This window comes from Microbispora bryophytorum (assembly GCF_043197435.1).
GTDB classification, from domain to species: domain Bacteria; phylum Actinomycetota; class Actinomycetes; order Streptosporangiales; family Streptosporangiaceae; genus Microbispora; species Microbispora bryophytorum.
On sequence record NZ_JBICTF010000002.1, the window covers coordinates 213,173 to 229,664 of the forward strand.

General features: G+C 67.9%; 17 protein-coding genes. 8 read left to right on the forward strand and 9 right to left on the reverse strand.

Going from position 1 to position 16,492, the window contains the following annotated elements; all coding sequences use genetic code 11:
• Nucleotides 1-107 precede the first annotated feature (107 nt).
• A complete protein-coding gene (locus tag ACGFIB_RS05860) occupies nt 108-1,058 on the reverse strand; it encodes an oxidoreductase (protein ID WP_393368840.1) in 951 nt (316 codons plus the stop codon).
• A gap of 56 nt (nt 1,059-1,114) precedes the next feature.
• On the opposite strand from ACGFIB_RS05860, the gene ACGFIB_RS05865 reads away from it, so the two are divergent.
• Entirely contained in the window at nt 1,115-1,510 is a 396-nt protein-coding gene (locus ACGFIB_RS05865) for a MerR family transcriptional regulator (protein ID WP_142567546.1), read from the forward strand.
• A gap of 368 nt (nt 1,511-1,878) precedes the next feature.
• On the opposite strand, the gene ACGFIB_RS05870 is transcribed toward ACGFIB_RS05865, so the two are convergent.
• The gene (locus ACGFIB_RS05870; protein WP_393368844.1) at nt 1,879-3,072 is read right to left on the reverse strand and encodes an FAD-dependent oxidoreductase; all 1,194 of its coding nucleotides are present in this window, start codon (nt 3,070-3,072) and stop codon (nt 1,879-1,881) included.
• Between the two features lie 88 nt (nt 3,073-3,160).
• Between ACGFIB_RS05870 and ACGFIB_RS05875 the strand changes: the two genes are divergently transcribed.
• Nucleotides 3,161-3,673 carry a MarR family winged helix-turn-helix transcriptional regulator gene (locus ACGFIB_RS05875; RefSeq protein WP_142567548.1) on the forward strand — a complete coding sequence of 171 codons (513 nt, stop codon included), beginning with the start codon at nt 3,161-3,163 and terminating at the stop codon, nt 3,671-3,673.
• 581 nt (nt 3,674-4,254) lie between these two features.
• Nucleotides 4,255-4,881, forward strand: coding sequence for a hypothetical protein (locus tag ACGFIB_RS05880; protein ID WP_393368848.1), 627 nt, complete (start codon nt 4,255-4,257; stop codon nt 4,879-4,881).
• 432 nt (nt 4,882-5,313) lie between these two features.
• Here ACGFIB_RS05880 and ACGFIB_RS05885 read toward each other — a convergent pair whose 3' ends face one another.
• On the reverse strand, nt 5,314-6,261 hold the full coding sequence (locus ACGFIB_RS05885) for an SDR family NAD(P)-dependent oxidoreductase (protein WP_393368851.1): 948 nt from the start codon (nt 6,259-6,261) through the stop codon (nt 5,314-5,316).
• A gap of 109 nt (nt 6,262-6,370) precedes the next feature.
• On the opposite strand from ACGFIB_RS05885, the gene ACGFIB_RS05890 reads away from it, so the two are divergent.
• The 3 genes from ACGFIB_RS05890 to ACGFIB_RS05900 all read left to right on the forward strand — a co-directional run bounded on the left by ACGFIB_RS05890 (nt 6,371) and on the right by ACGFIB_RS05900 (nt 8,005).
• Nucleotides 6,371-7,036: a TetR/AcrR family transcriptional regulator gene (locus tag ACGFIB_RS05890; RefSeq protein WP_393368854.1), complete on the forward strand. Its 666-nt coding sequence runs from the start codon at nt 6,371-6,373 to the stop codon at nt 7,034-7,036.
• A gap of 118 nt (nt 7,037-7,154) precedes the next feature.
• Nucleotides 7,155-7,682 (forward strand): glycosyltransferase family 39 protein, encoded by a 528-nt coding sequence (locus ACGFIB_RS05895; protein WP_393368857.1) that lies wholly within the window; start codon nt 7,155-7,157, stop codon nt 7,680-7,682.
• Between the two features lie 200 nt (nt 7,683-7,882).
• Nucleotides 7,883-8,005, forward strand: coding sequence for a hypothetical protein (locus ACGFIB_RS05900; protein WP_393368860.1), 123 nt, complete (start codon nt 7,883-7,885; stop codon nt 8,003-8,005).
• Nucleotides 8,006-8,048: 43 nt separating this feature from the next.
• Here ACGFIB_RS05900 and ACGFIB_RS05905 read toward each other — a convergent pair whose 3' ends face one another.
• From ACGFIB_RS05905 to ACGFIB_RS05930, 6 genes are all read right to left on the reverse strand, one after another.
• The gene (locus tag ACGFIB_RS05905) at nt 8,049-8,693 is read right to left on the reverse strand and encodes a transaldolase family protein (protein ID WP_357242065.1); all 645 of its coding nucleotides are present in this window, start codon (nt 8,691-8,693) and stop codon (nt 8,049-8,051) included.
• A gap of 89 nt (nt 8,694-8,782) precedes the next feature.
• Complete coding sequence (gene xylB, locus ACGFIB_RS05910) at nt 8,783-10,252, reverse strand: xylulokinase (protein WP_357242104.1); 1,470 nt, start codon at nt 10,250-10,252, stop codon at nt 8,783-8,785.
• Between the two features lie 2 nt (nt 10,253-10,254).
• Entirely contained in the window at nt 10,255-10,926 is a 672-nt protein-coding gene (locus ACGFIB_RS05915; protein WP_357242062.1) for an SIS domain-containing protein, read from the reverse strand.
• Between the two features lie 47 nt (nt 10,927-10,973).
• Nucleotides 10,974-12,575, reverse strand: a complete 1,602-nt coding sequence (locus ACGFIB_RS05920; protein ID WP_357242058.1) for a sugar ABC transporter ATP-binding protein — start codon at nt 12,573-12,575, stop codon at nt 10,974-10,976.
• The gene (locus tag ACGFIB_RS05925) at nt 12,576-13,577 is read right to left on the reverse strand and encodes a substrate-binding domain-containing protein (RefSeq protein ID WP_357242055.1); all 1,002 of its coding nucleotides are present in this window, start codon (nt 13,575-13,577) and stop codon (nt 12,576-12,578) included.
• A 7-nt stretch (nt 13,578-13,584) separates the two neighbouring features.
• Nucleotides 13,585-14,760 (reverse strand): ABC transporter permease, encoded by a 1,176-nt coding sequence (locus ACGFIB_RS05930; protein WP_357242053.1) that lies wholly within the window; start codon nt 14,758-14,760, stop codon nt 13,585-13,587.
• 13 nt (nt 14,761-14,773) lie between these two features.
• Between ACGFIB_RS05930 and ACGFIB_RS05935 the strand changes: the two genes are divergently transcribed.
• Nucleotides 14,774-15,781, forward strand: a complete 1,008-nt coding sequence (locus tag ACGFIB_RS05935; RefSeq protein WP_393368866.1) for a sugar-binding transcriptional regulator — start codon at nt 14,774-14,776, stop codon at nt 15,779-15,781.
• Nucleotides 15,774-16,436 carry a hypothetical protein gene (locus tag ACGFIB_RS05940; protein ID WP_393368868.1) on the forward strand — a complete coding sequence of 221 codons (663 nt, stop codon included), beginning with the start codon at nt 15,774-15,776 and terminating at the stop codon, nt 16,434-16,436. The genes ACGFIB_RS05935 and ACGFIB_RS05940 overlap by 8 nt, the downstream gene beginning before the upstream one ends.
• Nucleotides 16,437-16,492 lie beyond the last annotated feature (56 nt).

Here is a 16,492-nt window from a genome sequence, read left to right on the forward strand (position 1 = left end):
CGATGCCGCGGAAGCCGTTCGGGTTACGGAACAGATACTGCTGGTGGTAGCGGTTTGTTCGAGGCAATGATCGGCTGGCGCGAGGTCGATCGAACGCACCCCAGAGATCAACCGTCCTGCCGCGAATCATCAGCGGCGACATCCAGGTCGGTGAGACGGGCCGAGAGCGCCCACAGACGGGCCGCCTCACCGCTGTCCGTCGGGCCGTCCCGCGAGATGCGGCAGTCGGCGCAGTAGTCACCGCCATGGTCATCGAGCAGGGGTGAGGTCGCGGCCCAGACCAGGGACGCCGCCCCCTGCTCAGGTGTTCTGAACAGGCCCGGCACCGGGTTTCCGTCGGCGTCGATCCAGCCGGCTGCGACCATCTCGCCGACCGTAAGGTGTCGCTGTAGAGAAGTGAGGATCCAGCCGGGGTTGACTGAGAAGGCGTGAACCCCGCGCGCTCGTCCGACCTTGTCGAGGTGGCGGGCGAACAGGATGTTCGCGAGCTTGGACTGAGCATAAGCGGCCCACTTGTCATAGCCACGATCGAACCGCACGTCATCCCAGCGAATGCTCCAGTCAGGGTTGTACCCAGAGGCGACCGCGACGACCCGGGCCCTGCCGGCGGCCGTGAGAGCGGGCCACAGCAGGTTCGTCAGTGCGTAGTGGCCCAGGTGGTTGGTAGCGAACTGCGCCTCCCAGCCCGGCCCCACCCGCGTCTCCGGACAGGCCATGATCCCGGCATTGGCGATCAGGATGTCGAGGGTGTTGTGGCCGCGGCGGAACCGCTCGGCGAACATCCGGACAGAGTCGAGGTCAGCGAGGTCAAGCTTGTCGACTTCGACCCCTTTCACGTCGGCGAGTGCCCGCCGCGCCGCATCGGGCCGCCGAGCCGGCACGACCACCAGAGCCCCTGTCCTGGCGAGCGCACGGGTCACCGCCAGCCCCAGACCGGAGTAACCACCGGTCACGACCACGGTCCTGCCACTGAGATCGATGCCGGCCAGAACATCATCGGCGGTACTCGTAGCACCGAATCCGTCGTCGTTGGCGCCAGTAGTCGTGCGATCTGCCATGCCGGGAAGGCTAGGTGCTAGACCGAGGTCTAGGTCAACGCCCTATGATCCAGAAGATGGAGACCGCGGATCTGAGCATAGGTGAGGTGGCACGCCGTACCGGGTTGAGCGTGCACACCCTACGACTGTACGAGCGTGAGGGGCTCCTGGCCGGCGAAGTGCGCCGTGACGAGAAAGGCCGGCGACTGTACAGCGAATGGGATGTCGAGTGGCTGGCCAACTGCGTGAAGTTCCGCTCCTCCGGCATGCCGTTGGCGACGATCAGCCGGCTGGCCCGGCTTGTCCGCGAGGGCACCGGGAACGAGGCGGAACGGCTCGAACTGCTGTGCGAGCACCAGCACCGCATCGCGGATCAGCTCGCACAGCTGCACGCCTGTCTCGACCTCATCAACAACAAGGTGGCCGCTTATCAGCGACACCTGGCCATCGGCGCGTCTGGAGATCCGTGGTAGCAGAAACGCACCCGCCTGTGCCGAGAGGGGACATAACAGGCGCCGGTCGTGAGGCCGATGGGGCAGGTCGTCCCTGTGCCGGCGGTGCCGCGGTAGCCGTTGGGGACTTTGTACAAGGTGCTGCTGGATAGCAGTTCAGCTCAGGCAATAGGCGCGAGACACACGACTATCGCCGCATGTCCGAGCTGCTCTCGGCCTACACCTCGCTCCGTCTTCAGGCCGTCGGCGCCTGTGTGACAGCCCTGGCCGAGCGCTTCCATCTTCGTGAAGTCGCGACTCTCCGGCAGTAATTCATGGTTGGGCGGCAGAGGCACGTGGCTGATTCGTCAGGTGCTGGACCCGGCCACGAGCTCGCCGCTACGGTCACGTCATCCCGTTCCGGGCACGACCGTGCTGTCGAAGTCGATGCGGTGGTCGTACAGCCAGGCCAGGGCTTGGGGACTACCGAACCGCTTCATGAGCACCGGGAACATCGCGTCGCGGAGCACGCGGCCCACACCTGTGGCGGACTTGCTTCGGTTGACCTGCTGGGCGCCGACGTGCACCTTGCGCAGGCGCCCCTCACGTAGCCGCTGGTAGGCCGGGAGGGCCTGGGCCAGTGGCAGGTCCCGCAGGCAACGGGCAAGCTCCATGGCATCCTCGATGGCCATTGCGGCGCCCTGCCCCGAACTGGGGGAGGTGACGTGGGCGGCGTCACCGATCAGTACGGCCCGGCCCCGGTGCCAGGTCTTGGGCGCCTTCATCTGATGGGAAACAAACCAGCCGTAGCCGGGCGGCGTGGCCTGGATGATCCGGGCGGCGGGTGAGGCGTCGACCACCAGAAGCTCGCGCAGCCGATGCCGCCACTGTTCGGCAGGGATCGCTGCGAGCTCGGCGGGCGCGGGTTCCCTGGTGGCGGGAACGTTGACGAACCACCAGACGCAGCCGTCCTCGCGCTGCACGTAGCCGAAGAACGCTCGCTTGCCGAACACCATGTGGAAGGTGCCGGGCTCGGTGTCCAGGTCGAGGCCGTGCGCGAACCCGCTGGTGCCGAAGATGCCGCAGTAGCGGGGACGGGGCGCGCCGGGAGCGACGAATTGCCTGGTCGCCGAACGCATGCCGTCGGCGCCGATGAGCACATCGCCTACCGCCTCACCGCCATCAGCGAAGCGCGCGACGACTTGGTCTCCGCGGTGGTCGACCTTGACGAGACGCCTACCGTGCTCGATGCGCACACCCCTGGTAGCGGCGCACTCGTGCAGTACGGCGTACAGGTCGGCGCGCAGAAGCTGGATGGCCGTGATGCCGTCCGGCAGCGGGGTCGGGACGTCCTCGCCGAGCCGCCGGCCGTCGCCGAGCCACATCACACCTCGCGGGCAGGGGAACCCGGCGTCGGCGACAGCACGGTGCACGCCCAGAATCTGGAGCGCCGCCAGCCCGTTGGTGGACAGCCCCATCGTGGCGCCCACACCGTGTGCGCTGATGGGATGCGCGTCATAGAGGGTTGAGTCGATGCCGGCCTTTTGCAGCGCCATGGCTGCCACCGGTCCCGCGACACCGCCACCGATGATCACAGCTTTCATGGTCTACCCTTCAGGCCAAACCTGCACTTCGGTAAGTAACTTCCTGAAGATGATTACTTCTTTGGAAAGCTAACTTGGAGAGAATCGGATGTCAACAGGGCGAGGAGAGTTGGAGGCCGCCGCCTTCGCGGAGATCCCGCAGTTCGTTAGTGCGACGACGCTGTTCCAGAACGCCGTGGCCGACCAGCTCGGCGTGCCCGTCAACGACCTACACTGCCTGAACCTGGTGAGCTCGGGTCAGGCCGTAACACCCACGCAGCTCGCCGAGCGCATGGGCATGACCACAGGCGCCGTCACGAAGATGCTCGACCGGATGCAGGATCAGCGACTGATCCGGCGCGAGCACGACCCCGGCGACCGTCGGCGCGTAATCATCAGCCAACTACCCGACAGACTCGCCGAGCTCGCCGAGCTCTACCGGCCGATGGCCGCCTTCCTCCAGGAGCGGCTGAGCGCCTGCACCGACGACCAGCTCCGCTTTGTCGCCGACTTCGCCGGCACGGCCAGGGACGTCGCTTTAGACCAGGCCGCCCTGCTGCGCAGGAACGGCAAGGCGCATGCCACGCGCAGGGCTACGGTTGAGAAGCGCGAACGAACGTAAGACCTGACTGACGTTCTCGAACCGCTGCCTGGCGCGCTTAGGTTGTGCGCTACCGCTGCCGATCTGTACGGAAGGCGCCGCAGTGATCACGCCGGTCCGAGCGGCAGCCGGGCATGCAGGGCGAATCCGCCGCCGGGCGCCAGTTGGCCGCAGCTCGAAGGGAGCACACGAGTTCCAAGACACCATCGCGCCGATGCCCTGACGCGCTGCTGGAAGGCTAACCATGAAGGTAGGCGGGCGAACTCCTCGGCACCTACCGTGACCGTGTCTGGGCCAATGAGTCGGTAGCGCGACCCGGTTTCGGGAGCCACCTTGGGACCCGAGCGGACGATCACGAACGAAGCCGAACGAGCTTTAACGTGGTCATCCGCGGCATTCACGGGGTCGGCGAACGAGCGAACGCCCTGCTCAAGGCCACATTGAGGGCTCTCCTCCGGGTCGGCCTCGACCCTAGCCGCATTATCTGATTCGCCGCTGCGGTACTCGTTCTGCTGCAATTGGAGCACGGCCGCCTCGTTTGACATGACTACTGAAAGCAAGCGGAGGTTACTCGGAAAGGTCCGTCGACGTATAGTCCCACCATGGACTCCGCATGGCTGGGGCTCGCTGGAGCCCTTATCGGAAGCGTTGCTTCGATCCTGGGAACGCTGCTTGTTTCTCGTATGCAATGGCGTCAAGAGCTTGCACGATGGGCCGAGCAGCGCGATAGGGACGCGCTGCAGTGGGAGAGGAATAGACAAGCAGAGGAGGTGAAATCCAATGAAATTCGAGAGCAAAACGAGCAGGAGTGGCGCCGACAAGATGCCGGCGAACGATCTCGACAGATGCACATCGAAAAAATCAAGCACTATCTTGATGGTATTGAGCGGCTAATGGAGGCCGGGTCGCTTGACGCAGCGACAGGGGATTTCTCGGACGACGCCCAAAAGCGGGCATGCGAGCAAAGCGTAAGCGCCACACTCCGACTGGCACTACGTTCCCTGTATTGCATAAGATGCTTTTGTGGAAATGAATCGCAGAGCAAGGTCAGCGAGCTCGTCGACGATGTCTATTTTGTTCATTCGGCTCTCCTGTACGAAGGATTGAAAGATGGACACATGATACGGCAGCGCAATGGGAAAAAATGGATTCTGGCCGAGGTTCTCGACAGCCACGCATCTCGACTGGCTGAAATAATGAGGCGCGATGTAGGCACAGACACCCTTTAGCACATTCGAGTGCACAGTCGCCGGCCAATTGCTCAAACAATGCTTTATGTCATCGTTTACAGGCAGTCCTGACGATCGTCTCGCTTCGGGTGGCCTCTGCATATGATTGGGGGCGATCGCCGGTCTGGGGCTTTGTTCCTCAGCCGAAGCCAGGTCGAGAGCGGGTCCGCTGACTCGACCCTCGACCGCGGACTCCACTCGAGATTCCAGCCCTCGATCGACACCGGGCCAGCCGGGCATCGAAGGCCGGTGAGTACACAGTGGTCTCTGAGGGCAAGACCTCAAGAACCGCCTGCACCTGGACGTACGCGCCGCACCCGGCCTGCACGGCGACGAGCGGATGGCCGCCCTCGAAGCGGAGCGCGAGCGCCTCGTCGGTTTCGGCGCCGTCCGCTTGCTCCGCGACGAGCCGGTGCCTCCTGCCGGCGCGGGCTAGATCGTGATGACCGATGCGGAGGGAAACGGGTTCTGCTTGGGCTGACCGACGGGGAACTTCACCCCGGTGAGGTCTTCGGAGACGGCCCACAGCCGCTGCTGGACGGCCACCTCGTACGACTCCGGGCTGGAGGTGACCAGCCGGGGGTGGCCCATGACCTCGTAGCGTCCGCCGGGACCGTAGTACTGGCCGCCGAGCACCGCGGGGTCGGTGGCGGCGCGCAGGGTCGGCAACGCGCCCATCGCCGACGTCTGGGTGATCAGCGGCGCGAACCAGGTGAGCGGAAGCCGGAGGGCCGCGGGGGCGTTGCGGGCGAGCTCGGTGTTGGACATGCCGGGGTGGGCGGCCACCGCGACGGTGGTGCCGTGCGCGGCGAGCCGGCGCTGCAGCTCGTACGTGAACATCAGGTTGGCCAGCTTGGACTGGCCGTAGGCGGCGACCCGGCTGTACGACCGCTCCCACTGCAGGTCGTCGAAGTGGATCGCGGCCCGGACGCGGTGGCCGATGCTGCTGACCGTGACCACGCGCGAGCCGGGCACCGGCAGCATCAGGTCGAGCAGCAGCCCGGTGAGCGCGAAGTGGCCGAGGTGGTTGGTGCCGAACTGCATCTCGAAGCCGTCCCGGGTGGTCTGCTTCGGGGTGTACATCACGCCGGCGTTGTTGATCAGCAGGTCGAGCCGGTCGAACCGGGACCGCAGCGCCGCCGCCGCGGCCCGGACGGAGTCGAGCGAGGTCAGGTCCAGCGCCTGCACGGTCACGTCGCCGGTCATGCGGGCCGCGGCCTGCTCGCCCTTCTCGACGTCGCGTACGGCGAGCACCACGGACGCCCCGCGCTCGGCGAGCGCCCTGGCGGTCTCGTACCCCAGTCCGGTGTTGGCCCCGGTCACCACGGCCACCCGCCCGCGCTGGTCCGGAATGTTGGCCGTCGTCCACTTCTCGCCCATGTCAGGCTCCCAACTAACTAACGTACCGAAGGTATCTTGCACCGACGACGCTAAGGTACTCGCGGTACGTTGTCAACGTACCGGAGGTACCTAAGTTAGGCTGGCGATCGTGACTTTCCAGCGGGCGCGCACCGAGGAGCAGCGGGAGATCCGCCGGCGGGCGATCCTCGACATGGCGTCGGCGATGCTCGACGAGATGCCCGTGGCCGCGGTCACCCTGAACGAGCTCAGCCGCCGGGTGGGCCTGGCGAAGCCGAACGTGCTGCGCTACTTCGAGTCCCGCGAGGCGGTGCTGCTGGAACTGCTGGACCGCTTCCTACGGGAGTGGCTGACGGAGCTGGCGGACGAGCTGGCCGCCGGCGTCGACGAGAATCTGCCCATGGCGGAGCGAGCGGCAGCGATGGCCGAGATCCTCAGCCGCTCGCTCTCCAGCCGAGTGGTGCTGTGCGACCTCTTCGGCGCACAGGGCAGCGTCCTGGAGCACAACGTCTCCGTCGAGGTCGTCGCACGCTACAAGCGCGCATCCCTGGAGCGCCTGGCGACCATGACCGCCCTGATCCAGGACTACCTGCCGGAGCTGGGCGAGAACGCGACACTGTTCAGCCTGCAAACCATGGTCATGGCCGGCGCACTGTCGGCGTACAGCACACCCCCACCCAGCCTGCAGGCGGCCTACCAGGCCGAACCCGACCTGGCCCGCTTCCACATGGAGCTGAAGGACTCCTTGAAGCTGGCCCTGACCGCGACCCTCCTCGGTGTGCTACCCCGCCGCTGACCTGCCCTGCTCCTGCACGGCTCCTGCCCTCCATCCTCATCGCGCGATCGACGAATGGCTCTGGTCGACTTCGCTACAGGCCCTGGTGCCGTGGCGGTAGCGCGATCGCACTGTGACCATGCCGGACACCACCCAGCGCACCCGGTCCTTCGTCGTCCCCTGGCCGGTGGTCCTGATGGCTGGTCTGGTAGTCGCTCTGCTGCTGGCGTTCTCAGGCGCCTACGGCTTCTTGGGCGACGAGATGTACTTCGTCGTGGCGGGCCGGCATCCCGCCTTCGGCTACGTCGACCAGCCGCCGCTGACCCCGTTGCTCTCCGCCGCCTCGGTGGGCCTGCTGAGCGTCTCACCGACCGCGGTCCGGGTGCTGCCGGCCGTGGAGGCGGCGCTCGTCGTCGTCCTCGTCGCGCTCATCTCACGCGACCTCGGCGGGTCTCGGCGGGCGCAGTTCCTGGCGGCCGTCACGGCCGCCGTCTCCGGCTATCTCGCCGCCGGCCACATGGACACCACCACAGGTCTCGACCTGCTCGCCTGGGCGCTCATCCTGTGGCTGGCGGTCCGGCTTCTCGCCGGCGCCGACCGGCGCCTGTGGCTGGCCGGCGTTCGTCTCCACGGTCAAGGGCGCGGTGGCAGCCCTGCCCGCCGATGAGCGCGCCCGAGCGGTGATCCTGACCAACGACTACAGCGAGGCGAGCGCACTCGACCTGCTCGGATCGGGACTGCCCCCGTCTACTCCGGTCACAACTCGTACTGGTCATGGGGCCCGCCACCGGCTCAACGCACCGTCGTCGTCCACGTCGGCGACTGGCGGCCCACCGACTGGACAGGTTCTTCGTCGGCTGCCACGATGTGGCCCGGATCGACAACGGACTGGGCGTTCCGAACGGGGAGCAGGGCAAGGCCGTCTCGGTCTGCACCGGCCTGAAGTCGTCGTGGACCGCGATGTGGCCCGGGCTCCGCACCATCAGCTGACGAATCGCCCCTTAGATTCAGAGGATCAACGCAACGCTCTAGCCTAGCTCCACGATGCCCCGATTGCCTCGAACTCAGCTGCGGCGGCGATCGTGAGATCGTCCGACAGAAGCGCCTCACACAGCGGTGCGCTCAGCGCGAAATCGGGTACGCCCGCAGCGGCCAGTGCGGCCACGTCATCCCCGCTCCGCAGACTGGCCGCGAGCACGCGCGTGGACGCCCCGGACAGCAGACGCTGCATCAGGACCGTTTGGGCGACGCCTTCCCTCCCACGGTCCGTCATGCGCCCCACGTACGGCGCGATGAACTGAGCGCCCGCCGCCTGCGCCAGTAGCGCCTGAGTCGCGTGGTGGACGGCGGTAACCAGAATGGGAACGTTTTCGTCGGTCAGGACCCGCGCGGCCGCGAGCCCCTCCCGGGAAGCGGGGATCTTCACCACCGCCTGCGGACCCAGGTCGCGGATCCGTCTTCCACAGGTCACGATTTCCGTAGTAGTGGTACCCAGTGTCTGCATGAACACCTGCTGCGCCCCTGCGGCCGTCGCCCAGGCGAAGACAGCGGGCAGATCCTCCTGGGTCTTTCCGGCGCGGGCCAGCAGGCTGGGATTGGTGGTGACGCCGGTGAACAGGCCGGTGGCCAGCAGGGGTTCGACGGCCGAGCGGTCGGCGCTGTCTACATAGAGAGCCATGGATGCGTTCCTCAAAGCAAGTCGGTTGAAGGGGGAGAGCAGGATCAGGGCGGTGAGGCAGAAAAGCAATCACTTGGGGCGTCGGCCTATCAGTCGCCGCTGCGCCCCTGCACCTGGTCGGCGAGCGTCAGATAGCTTTCCATCACCGCAGCCGAATCGCAGGGACGAGGCTCGACGGTCGCCGCAGGCGGAGGGCACCAGGCGTCCCGCATGGTGGTGATGCCGGTGCCGGACAGCACTGCGGCCGCCTGAACACAGGCTCCGCGTGCGCTCGCCTCTGGAGCGTCCCGCGTGATAACGGGCCGGCCCAGCACATCCGCCAGAACCTGTCGGTAGGCCGGCGATCGGGCCCCGCCGCCCGCAACCAGCACATTTCCCGAGGTTGGAACCCCGACGGCTTCGATCGCCCGGTGCCCGCGCACGAGCCCGAAGACGACGCCCTCGAACACGCTAAGCGCCAGTCCTTCCCGGGTGGAAGCCGTGGTCAGGCCTGCCAGCAGCCCCTGGGCGCGGGGCAGACTCGGGCTCCGCTCGCCGTCCAGGTACGCGACCAAGGTGGGGCGCTGCTGGGCCGGGTCCGCGGCCAGCGCGAGTGCGCCCAGCCCGATGACGTCGGTGCCCAGCAGACGGGCGAACGTGTCGGTGACCTTCGCGGCGTTGAGGGTGCACACGAGTGGCAGGTAGCCCCCTGTCGCGTCGGCGACGCCGTCCACCCAGCCGGTGAAGTCGAAGACGGGATCGGTGCTCGCCGAGAACACCACGCCGGATGTGCCGAGACTATAGACGACATCGCCGTGCTTGAGACCGAGGCCGACAGCGCCCAGGTGCTGGTCACCCCCGCCAGGACCGACGGGAACGCCTGGCCGCAGGCCGAGCTCCGCCGAGGCCTGGGGCAGCACGTGACCCGCGGGCTCCGTGGGGCCCAGCACCTTCGGAACCACGGCGTCCCAGTCCACCTCCTCCGAGACAAGGTCGGCGAGCAGATCCGTTCTCCAGCGCTGCTCGAAAGCCGCGTAGTATCCGGTCCCGGACGCGTCGGATCGGTCTGTCGTGCGCTCGCCGGTGAGGCGGTAGGTCAGCCAGTCATGGGGGACGAGTACTGCGGCCAGGCGTCGCAGGTTACCGGGCTCATGATCGGCAAGCCAGGCGAGTTTGGTGACGGTCAGCGCAGCGGTCGGCGTGAGGCCGATCGCGCGCACCCACTCGCGGGCCCCGTATTGCGTCACCAATCGAGTCGCCTGGGGGGCGGACGTTGTGTCGTTCCACAGTTTGGCGGGCCGCAGAACCCCTCCGGTGGAGTCGAGGGCCACGAGCCCGTGACACTGGGCCGTCACGCTCAGGGCGTCAATGGCGTTCGGCCGTACGCCTGCCTCCTGGCAGGCCAGGTTGAGCGCGGCGCCTAGGGCACGCCACCACGCCTCGGGGTCCTGCTCGCTCAGCGGCGGATGGGTGACCGGATGCGGGGCGCGACCGGTCCCGAGCCGCACGCCGCTGTCCGCGTCGCGCAACTCAACGGTGCAGGACTGCGTCGAACTGTCAATGCCGGCAACGACGGGCATGGTCAAGCCGGCCTGTCGGGCGCGCCGGCGTCATCGGAGTCGCCGTGGAAAGCCAGCATGGGGAGAGACTCGGGGGCGTCCTCAATCTTGCCCACCGCACCCGACGGGTGGCTGTGCAGGACCTGCTCCCACCCGTAGCCGCGCAACCTCATCAGGACGTAGGCGAGCGCGTCACCCCACACCGCCGTCACCAGTGTGGAGCCCATGGCGATCACCTCGCCGGGGTCGACCCCGGGCGGACTGTCCAGCGTGACCACCAGATCCGCGCGGCGTCCCAGCTCGGAGTCGGCGACCGCGGTCAGGGCGATCGCCCGGGCACCCCGCTCCCGCACGCGGATGGTCAGGTCATTGATCTCACGCGACTCGCCGCCCCGCGAGATCGCGATCAGGATGTCGCCTGCCGTGACCGCCCCCATCGTGCCGTGCAGGGCATCAGCAGCCTGGATGTAGACCGCGGGGGTGCCGCAGACCGACAGCAGGTGGGCCATCCTTCGGGCGATCGCCCCGGAGGTGCCGGCCCCTGTGACGAACACCTTTCCTTCACAGTCGTAGAGCATCCTGGCGGCGGCGACGAACGTCTCGTCGAGCTGGTCGGCCACGGACAGCACGCCGCCGGCCTCGCGCCGTACGGCTTCGCGGCCTTCTGCCAGCACCTCATTCGTAACGACGGTCATGGACTGTCCTCGTTGCCTTTCTGGATGGACGGGATCGCGGCGATGGATCACGCCGCTCCCCACGCGGATTGCCGGAGTTTCACAAGCGAGAGCCCGGCGGCGAGCTGGGTGACGCCGTCACAGCTCCCGTGCGAGAAGGTGGTCACGTCGTCGGCCACGTCGAGGATCTCCTCCTCCTCGCTGGACACGACGACGATGGTCATGCCTTGCTCGGCGGCGAGCCGGCGGAGCAGTCGGTGAATCTCGATCTTCACGCCGATGTCCACGCCCTTGGTCGGCTCGTCCAGCAGGAGCAGCCGGGGCTCCTGCGCCAGGGTGCGCGCCAGCAGGACCTTCTGCTGATTGCCGCCGGACAGGCTGACGACCGGAGCGTGCCGGTCGCCGTGCACCTGGAGCCGATCCATGAGCCGGTCCGCGCTCCTGGCCATGGCGCGTCGGTCCAGCACGCCGTATCGGCAGAACCTGCGCACCATGGGCAGGACGACGTTGGTGACGGAGTCGAGCCCCGGGACGATTCCGTCGACCTTGCGCTCCTCGGTCAGGTAGACGACGCCGGCCCGCTGCGCATGGGCGGGGTTGCGCGGATGGTACGGCTCGCCGAACAGCTCGATGGTGCCGCCTTCGATCCGGTCGAGCCCGACCAGGGCGCGCAGGAACTCCGTACGCCCCGACCCGATCAGGCCGTAGATCCCGAGAACTCGCCCAGGGTAGGCGTCGAGGGTGACCCCGGTGAGGCTGGGCGTCCTCAGGTCGCGCACCCGCAAGGTGGGCCGGGTCCCGTCGGGGACGGCGGCCGAGTCGCTCGGCTCGCCCGCGGGGGCCTCGCCGTGCCGCCCGCCCGCGGTGATGTCCGCGGTGATGTGCGCAGCAGCCTCCTCGCCGGCGATTGCCCGGACGATGTCCGCGCGGTCGACCTCCGCGACCGGCCCGGCGATCCGCACCCGGCCGTCCACCAGGGCGACGACGGAGTCGGCCACCGCATAGAGCTCGTCGAGCTTATGGTCCACCAGGAGCACGCCGAGTCCAGACTGCCTGGTCAGGGATGTGATCAGGTCGAGCAGCCGGTCGACCTGACCGCCTTCCAGGCTCGTCGTCGGCTCGTCGAGGAGGAGGAAGCGGGTGTCGCGCTCGGTGGCGACGGCGATCTCCAGGAGCTGGCGGGTGGCCACCGGGTAGTGGCCCAGGGGACGGTCTACGTCGACGTCCAGGCCGAAGCGCCCCACCAGGTCCCGTGCCGCGCGGCGCATTCCCTCGCCGTCCAGGGTGCCGACGGCTCGCCGCCGCTCTCTGCCCAGGAACACGTTCTGAGTGATCGTGAGGTTTGGCAGGAGCGACAGCTCCTGATAGACGGTGGAGATGCCGGATTTCAACGCCGCGGCGGGGCCGGTCAGCACCACCCGGTGGCCGTCGACGCTGATCGTGCCCTCGTCCGGCCTGATCGCTCCGGCGAGCGTTCTGAGCAGGGTCGACTTGCCGGCGCCGTTGTGCCCGACCAGCCCGACGACCTCGCCGGGCCGTACGGTGACGGTCACGCCGGACAGCGCGGGAACGCCGGCGTAGCGCTTGACGATCCCCTCGGCCTGAAGGCCCCCCTCCGCCGCGGGCCGCTCCTCCTCCGGCGGCGAGGCCGTCCCCGTCGTCCCGCTCACTCAGCCCACCTCGCCGGGGGCGGGCGTCTGGCCCTTGGTGAAGAGCTTGAGCGGGCGCAGGATCTGCGCCTCCGGCTTGGTGCCGCCGCGCCAGCCCGAGATCTGCTCGATCACGCGCTTGCCGTAGTCTTCGGGCTCCTGTGCGACGCAGGCGGGGTACTGATCGGTCAGCGGCTCGTCGGCGGCGCAGAACCCGTAGACCTTGACGTTCTTACCGCTACTCTTGACCGCCTGGAGCGCCCCGTAGGCGGCCGGGCCGGTGCTGGCGAACAGCACGTTCACGTCCGGATTGCCCTGCAGGAGCTCGGTGGTCGCGGCCAGGCTGTCGTCCGGTTTGACGTTGCCGTCGACCTTGGCCACCACCTTCGCCTTCGCATCGGAGGCGATGGCGTCCTCGAAGCCCTTGTCCCTGGCCACGACCGGGCCCTCGTCGGGCTCGGTGATGAAGCCGATCTTGAGGTCGGCATCGGCACCGAGGTCCTGGAGCACCTGCTTGGCCACCTGCTCGCCGCCCGCGGCGTTGTCCGCGCCGAGGTACTGAACGATGCTGCCGCCCTGGGCCTTCAGCGCGGCGTCGTCGACGGTGACGTTCACGGTGAACACCGGCACGCCCGCGTCGTTGGCCAGCTTCACGACCGCCGCGGCGGGCTGGGACTTAACCGGGTTGAGCGCGAGCGCGCACGGCTTCTTCTGGAGCATCGCCTGAACCTGGGACAATTGGGCGGCGTCGTCGTCGTTGGCGATCTGCACCTCAATCTTGAACCCCGCGGCCTGTCCGGCGGTCTCGAAGCCCTTCTTCATCGCCACGTAATAGGGGTTGGTGAGGTTGGGCAGCGCGACCGCGACGTACGGGGAGCTCGCGTCGCACGCCTGGGGCCTGGGCGCACCCCCTGCCGCCTCGCTGGTGCTCGCCGTGGCTCCCGTGTCGACCCCGGTGCTACAGCCGGCGAGGGCAAGCGCGGCGATGGCCGTGCCGACTGCTGAGAAGAGACGTCGCTGCATGGGGAAACTACCTCCGGTTGTCGATGGAGACAGCACCTTCGCCCAAGGAGGGGGAAGCGGTACCGAGCGGTTCCCGTGCTGTCGGGCTCTGGGAGCCGGGCCGGCTGAAGAGCCGGGAAAGGTCTGAGAGGGAGAGCTTGCGGCGGTAGGTGTCGAGGCTCACGCCGAGCAAGATGATCACGCCGATGACGAGCGGCTGCCAGAAGCTGTCGACCCCGATGACGTTCATGCCGTTGGAGACGGTCGCGATCAGCACCGCGCCGAGGAAAGCTCCGGGGATCGAGCCGATGCCCCCGAACAGGCTAACGCCGCCGACCACGGCCGCCGCGATGGAGAAGAACAGCTCGTTGCCGGAACCGGCCGTGGGGTAGCCGACCATGAGGCGGCTGGTGGTGATGAGGCCGCCGAACGCGGCGCACAGCCCACTGATCGCGTATACCAGCATGGTGGTCCGCCCGATCCCGATGCCGGCGAGCCTGCTGGTCTCGGCGTTTCCGCCGACGGCGTAGATGTACACGCCCGTGGCGGTCCGACGCAGGAAGAAGGTGAGGACGGCGGCCGCCACGATCACCATGACGACCGGCATGGGGATGCCCATCAGCGCGCCGCGGCCGATGATCGCGAACATCGGGTCAGCGACCGATACCGACTTCGCACCCGTCATGATCTGTGGAATGCTCGCGGCGATGCCGAAGGTGGAAAACGTGACGATGAACGCTGGAAGCTTCAGGTAGTGGATGACCGCACCGTTGAACAGGCCCACCGCGACTCCCGCCACGACGGCGACCAGCGTGGCGACCGGCCAGCCTGCACCCGACTCCATGACGACCGCCGCCAGCATCCCGGTCAGGGCGACGTTCGACCCAGTGGACAGGTCGATGCCCCCGGTCAGGAGCACGAAGGTCTGCCCCAGGGCAAGGAAGGCGATGACCGCACCGTTGAGCAGCAGGATCTGCAGGTTGGCGACGGTCCGGAAGTTCTCGGACAGAAGGCTCATGACCAGGGCGACCAGGATCAGAATTCCGAGGATTCCGACCTCGTCTGGCATACGGCGTGATCTCACAAGTGTTCCTCCCACAGTGTCGCTCATTTGAGCGATCCGATCGCTCGTTTGTGTACTATAGGTTTCATTGGCGGCCGCCAACAAGGCGTGCGCGATCGCAGTGAGGTAACGAATGAGCAACCCGAGCGCTCAAATGAGCGACCTCGCCAGAATTTCCACCGCCGACCGGCGGCTGATGGCTACCGTGGCGAGGCGGTTCTACATCGACGACGCCTCGAAGGTGGAGATCGCCAAGGAGCTGGGGCTCTCTCGGTTCAAGGTCGCGCGGCTCCTCGATCAGGCGAAGAGCACCGGGATGGTGACCATCACTCTACGAGACGCCGGGTTCGTGGACGACGCAATGTCCACCCAGCTCAGCGCCCATCTCCAGCTGCGCGAGGCGGTCGTCATCGAGACACTTGGCACCGAGGCGGAGGTGCGCAGACAGGTGGGGGCGGCCGCGGCACACCTGCTCACCGAGACGCTTCACGCGGGCGACGTCCTCGGGCTGGCCTGGGGGAGGACTCTCACCGCCATGACCGAGGAACTCACCGCCCTGCCGCCAGTCTCGGTCGTGCAGCTCACCGGAGCGGTCGGCTCCGACCTCGCCGAGTCGCCCGTCGAAGTCGTGCGCAAAGCATCCTTGAGCGCGGGCGGCAAGGCACATGCCATCTTCGCGCCGTTGGTGGTCGAGGACGCCGCCACCGCGGCCGCCCTGCGGCGCCAGAATGACGTCGCATCGGCCATGCACCTGTTCGGGCAAGTGACCGTCGCGGTTGTAGCAGTCGGCTCATGGGACCCGCCGATCTCTCAGCTCCGCGAGGTACTGCCCGAGGCCGACCGCGCCGCCCTCGCCGCGCGCGGCGTGCAGGCCGAAGTGGCCGGGATCCTCATCGACTGCCACGGCCGCCTGGTCGGAGAGGACTTCGCCGAGCGCTGCCTGTCCATCAGCGCGGCCGAGCTCGCCCGGGTACCACGCGTCATCGCCGTGGCCGCCGGCGCCGACAAGGCTGAGGCCGTCCTCGCCGTGGCCCGGTCCGGGCTGCTGTCCTCCCTGGTCACCGACCGCCCGCTGGCCGAAGCCGTGCTCGCGCAACCCTTGGCTAACCCCTCCGGCGGGGGCGGATCCTTCAATCACGAGCCTGGAAGCTTCGATGTCTGAACAGGTACGCGTCGCGGCCTCGCTCTGGTCGGTCCCTTCCGGCTCCCAGGCGGCCGAGGCACGTCGGCTTCGCGAGGCCGGCCTCGGAGTGTTCCACTGGGACACGACCGACGGCGTCTTCGCACGTGCGGGCGGGTTCTCCGCTGACGTCGCCGCGACCATGACGGAGGAGACCGGGGCGCTCGCCGAGGCCCACCTTATGGTTGCCGATCCCCTCGCTCACCTCGACGCGTGGACCGGTTTCTGCGAGCTAGTCGTCGTCCACGCGGAGGCCGAGGAGTGGCGGGCCGCTCTGGACCGCATCGAGCGACGCGGCTCCCGTCCGGCGCTGGCGCTGTCCCCCGGCACCCCGGCAGATGGTGTGCCGTCGACCGAACTCGCCGTCCTGACCATGTCCGTCGTGCCGGGAAACGCCGGTGCCGCCTTCGACGAGTCGGCGCTGACCATCGTACGGAGCCTGCGGGAGGCCGCCGCGCACGCCCCGAGGCTGCTCGGCATCGACGGCGGCGTGACCCGCGAGATAGCCCGACGCGCCGTGGGAAGCGGTAGCAACTGGCTCGTGAGCGGCACCGACCTGGTCGGCTCCGCCACCCCGCAAGACTGGCTGTCCGAGGTCAGAAAACTCCCGTGCCCGTCCGCGCCATCAGCTGAGTGACGTCGTACGCGGACACCTTCGGCAGGGTGTGCGGTGACAGCGGTTCGAAGGTAGGG

Excerpts from the sequence above, each read along its gene's own strand:
- ACGFIB_RS05860 (WP_393368840.1), bottom strand. The coding sequence starts at position 1,058 with ATGGCAGATCGCACGACTACTGGCGCCAACGACGACGGATTCGGTGCT.
- ACGFIB_RS05865 (WP_142567546.1), top strand. The coding sequence starts at position 1,115 with ATGGAGACCGCGGATCTGAGCATAGGTGAGGTGGCACGCCGTACCGGG.
- ACGFIB_RS05870 (WP_393368844.1), bottom strand. The coding sequence starts at position 3,072 with ATGAAAGCTGTGATCATCGGTGGCGGTGTCGCGGGACCGGTGGCAGCC.
- ACGFIB_RS05875 (WP_142567548.1), top strand. The coding sequence starts at position 3,161 with ATGTCAACAGGGCGAGGAGAGTTGGAGGCCGCCGCCTTCGCGGAGATC.
- ACGFIB_RS05880 (WP_393368848.1), top strand. The coding sequence starts at position 4,255 with ATGGACTCCGCATGGCTGGGGCTCGCTGGAGCCCTTATCGGAAGCGTT.
- ACGFIB_RS05885 (WP_393368851.1), bottom strand. The coding sequence starts at position 6,261 with ATGGGCGAGAAGTGGACGACGGCCAACATTCCGGACCAGCGCGGGCGG.
- ACGFIB_RS05895 (WP_393368857.1), top strand. The coding sequence starts at position 7,155 with ATGCCGGACACCACCCAGCGCACCCGGTCCTTCGTCGTCCCCTGGCCG.
- ACGFIB_RS05905 (WP_357242065.1), bottom strand. The coding sequence starts at position 8,693 with ATGGCTCTCTATGTAGACAGCGCCGACCGCTCGGCCGTCGAACCCCTG.
- xylB (WP_357242104.1), bottom strand. The coding sequence starts at position 10,252 with ATGCCCGTCGTTGCCGGCATTGACAGTTCGACGCAGTCCTGCACCGTT.
- ACGFIB_RS05915 (WP_357242062.1), bottom strand. The coding sequence starts at position 10,926 with ATGACCGTCGTTACGAATGAGGTGCTGGCAGAAGGCCGCGAAGCCGTA.
- ACGFIB_RS05925 (WP_357242055.1), bottom strand. The coding sequence starts at position 13,577 with ATGCAGCGACGTCTCTTCTCAGCAGTCGGCACGGCCATCGCCGCGCTT.
- ACGFIB_RS05935 (WP_393368866.1), top strand. The coding sequence starts at position 14,774 with ATGAGCGACCTCGCCAGAATTTCCACCGCCGACCGGCGGCTGATGGCT.
- ACGFIB_RS05940 (WP_393368868.1), top strand. The coding sequence starts at position 15,774 with ATGTCTGAACAGGTACGCGTCGCGGCCTCGCTCTGGTCGGTCCCTTCC.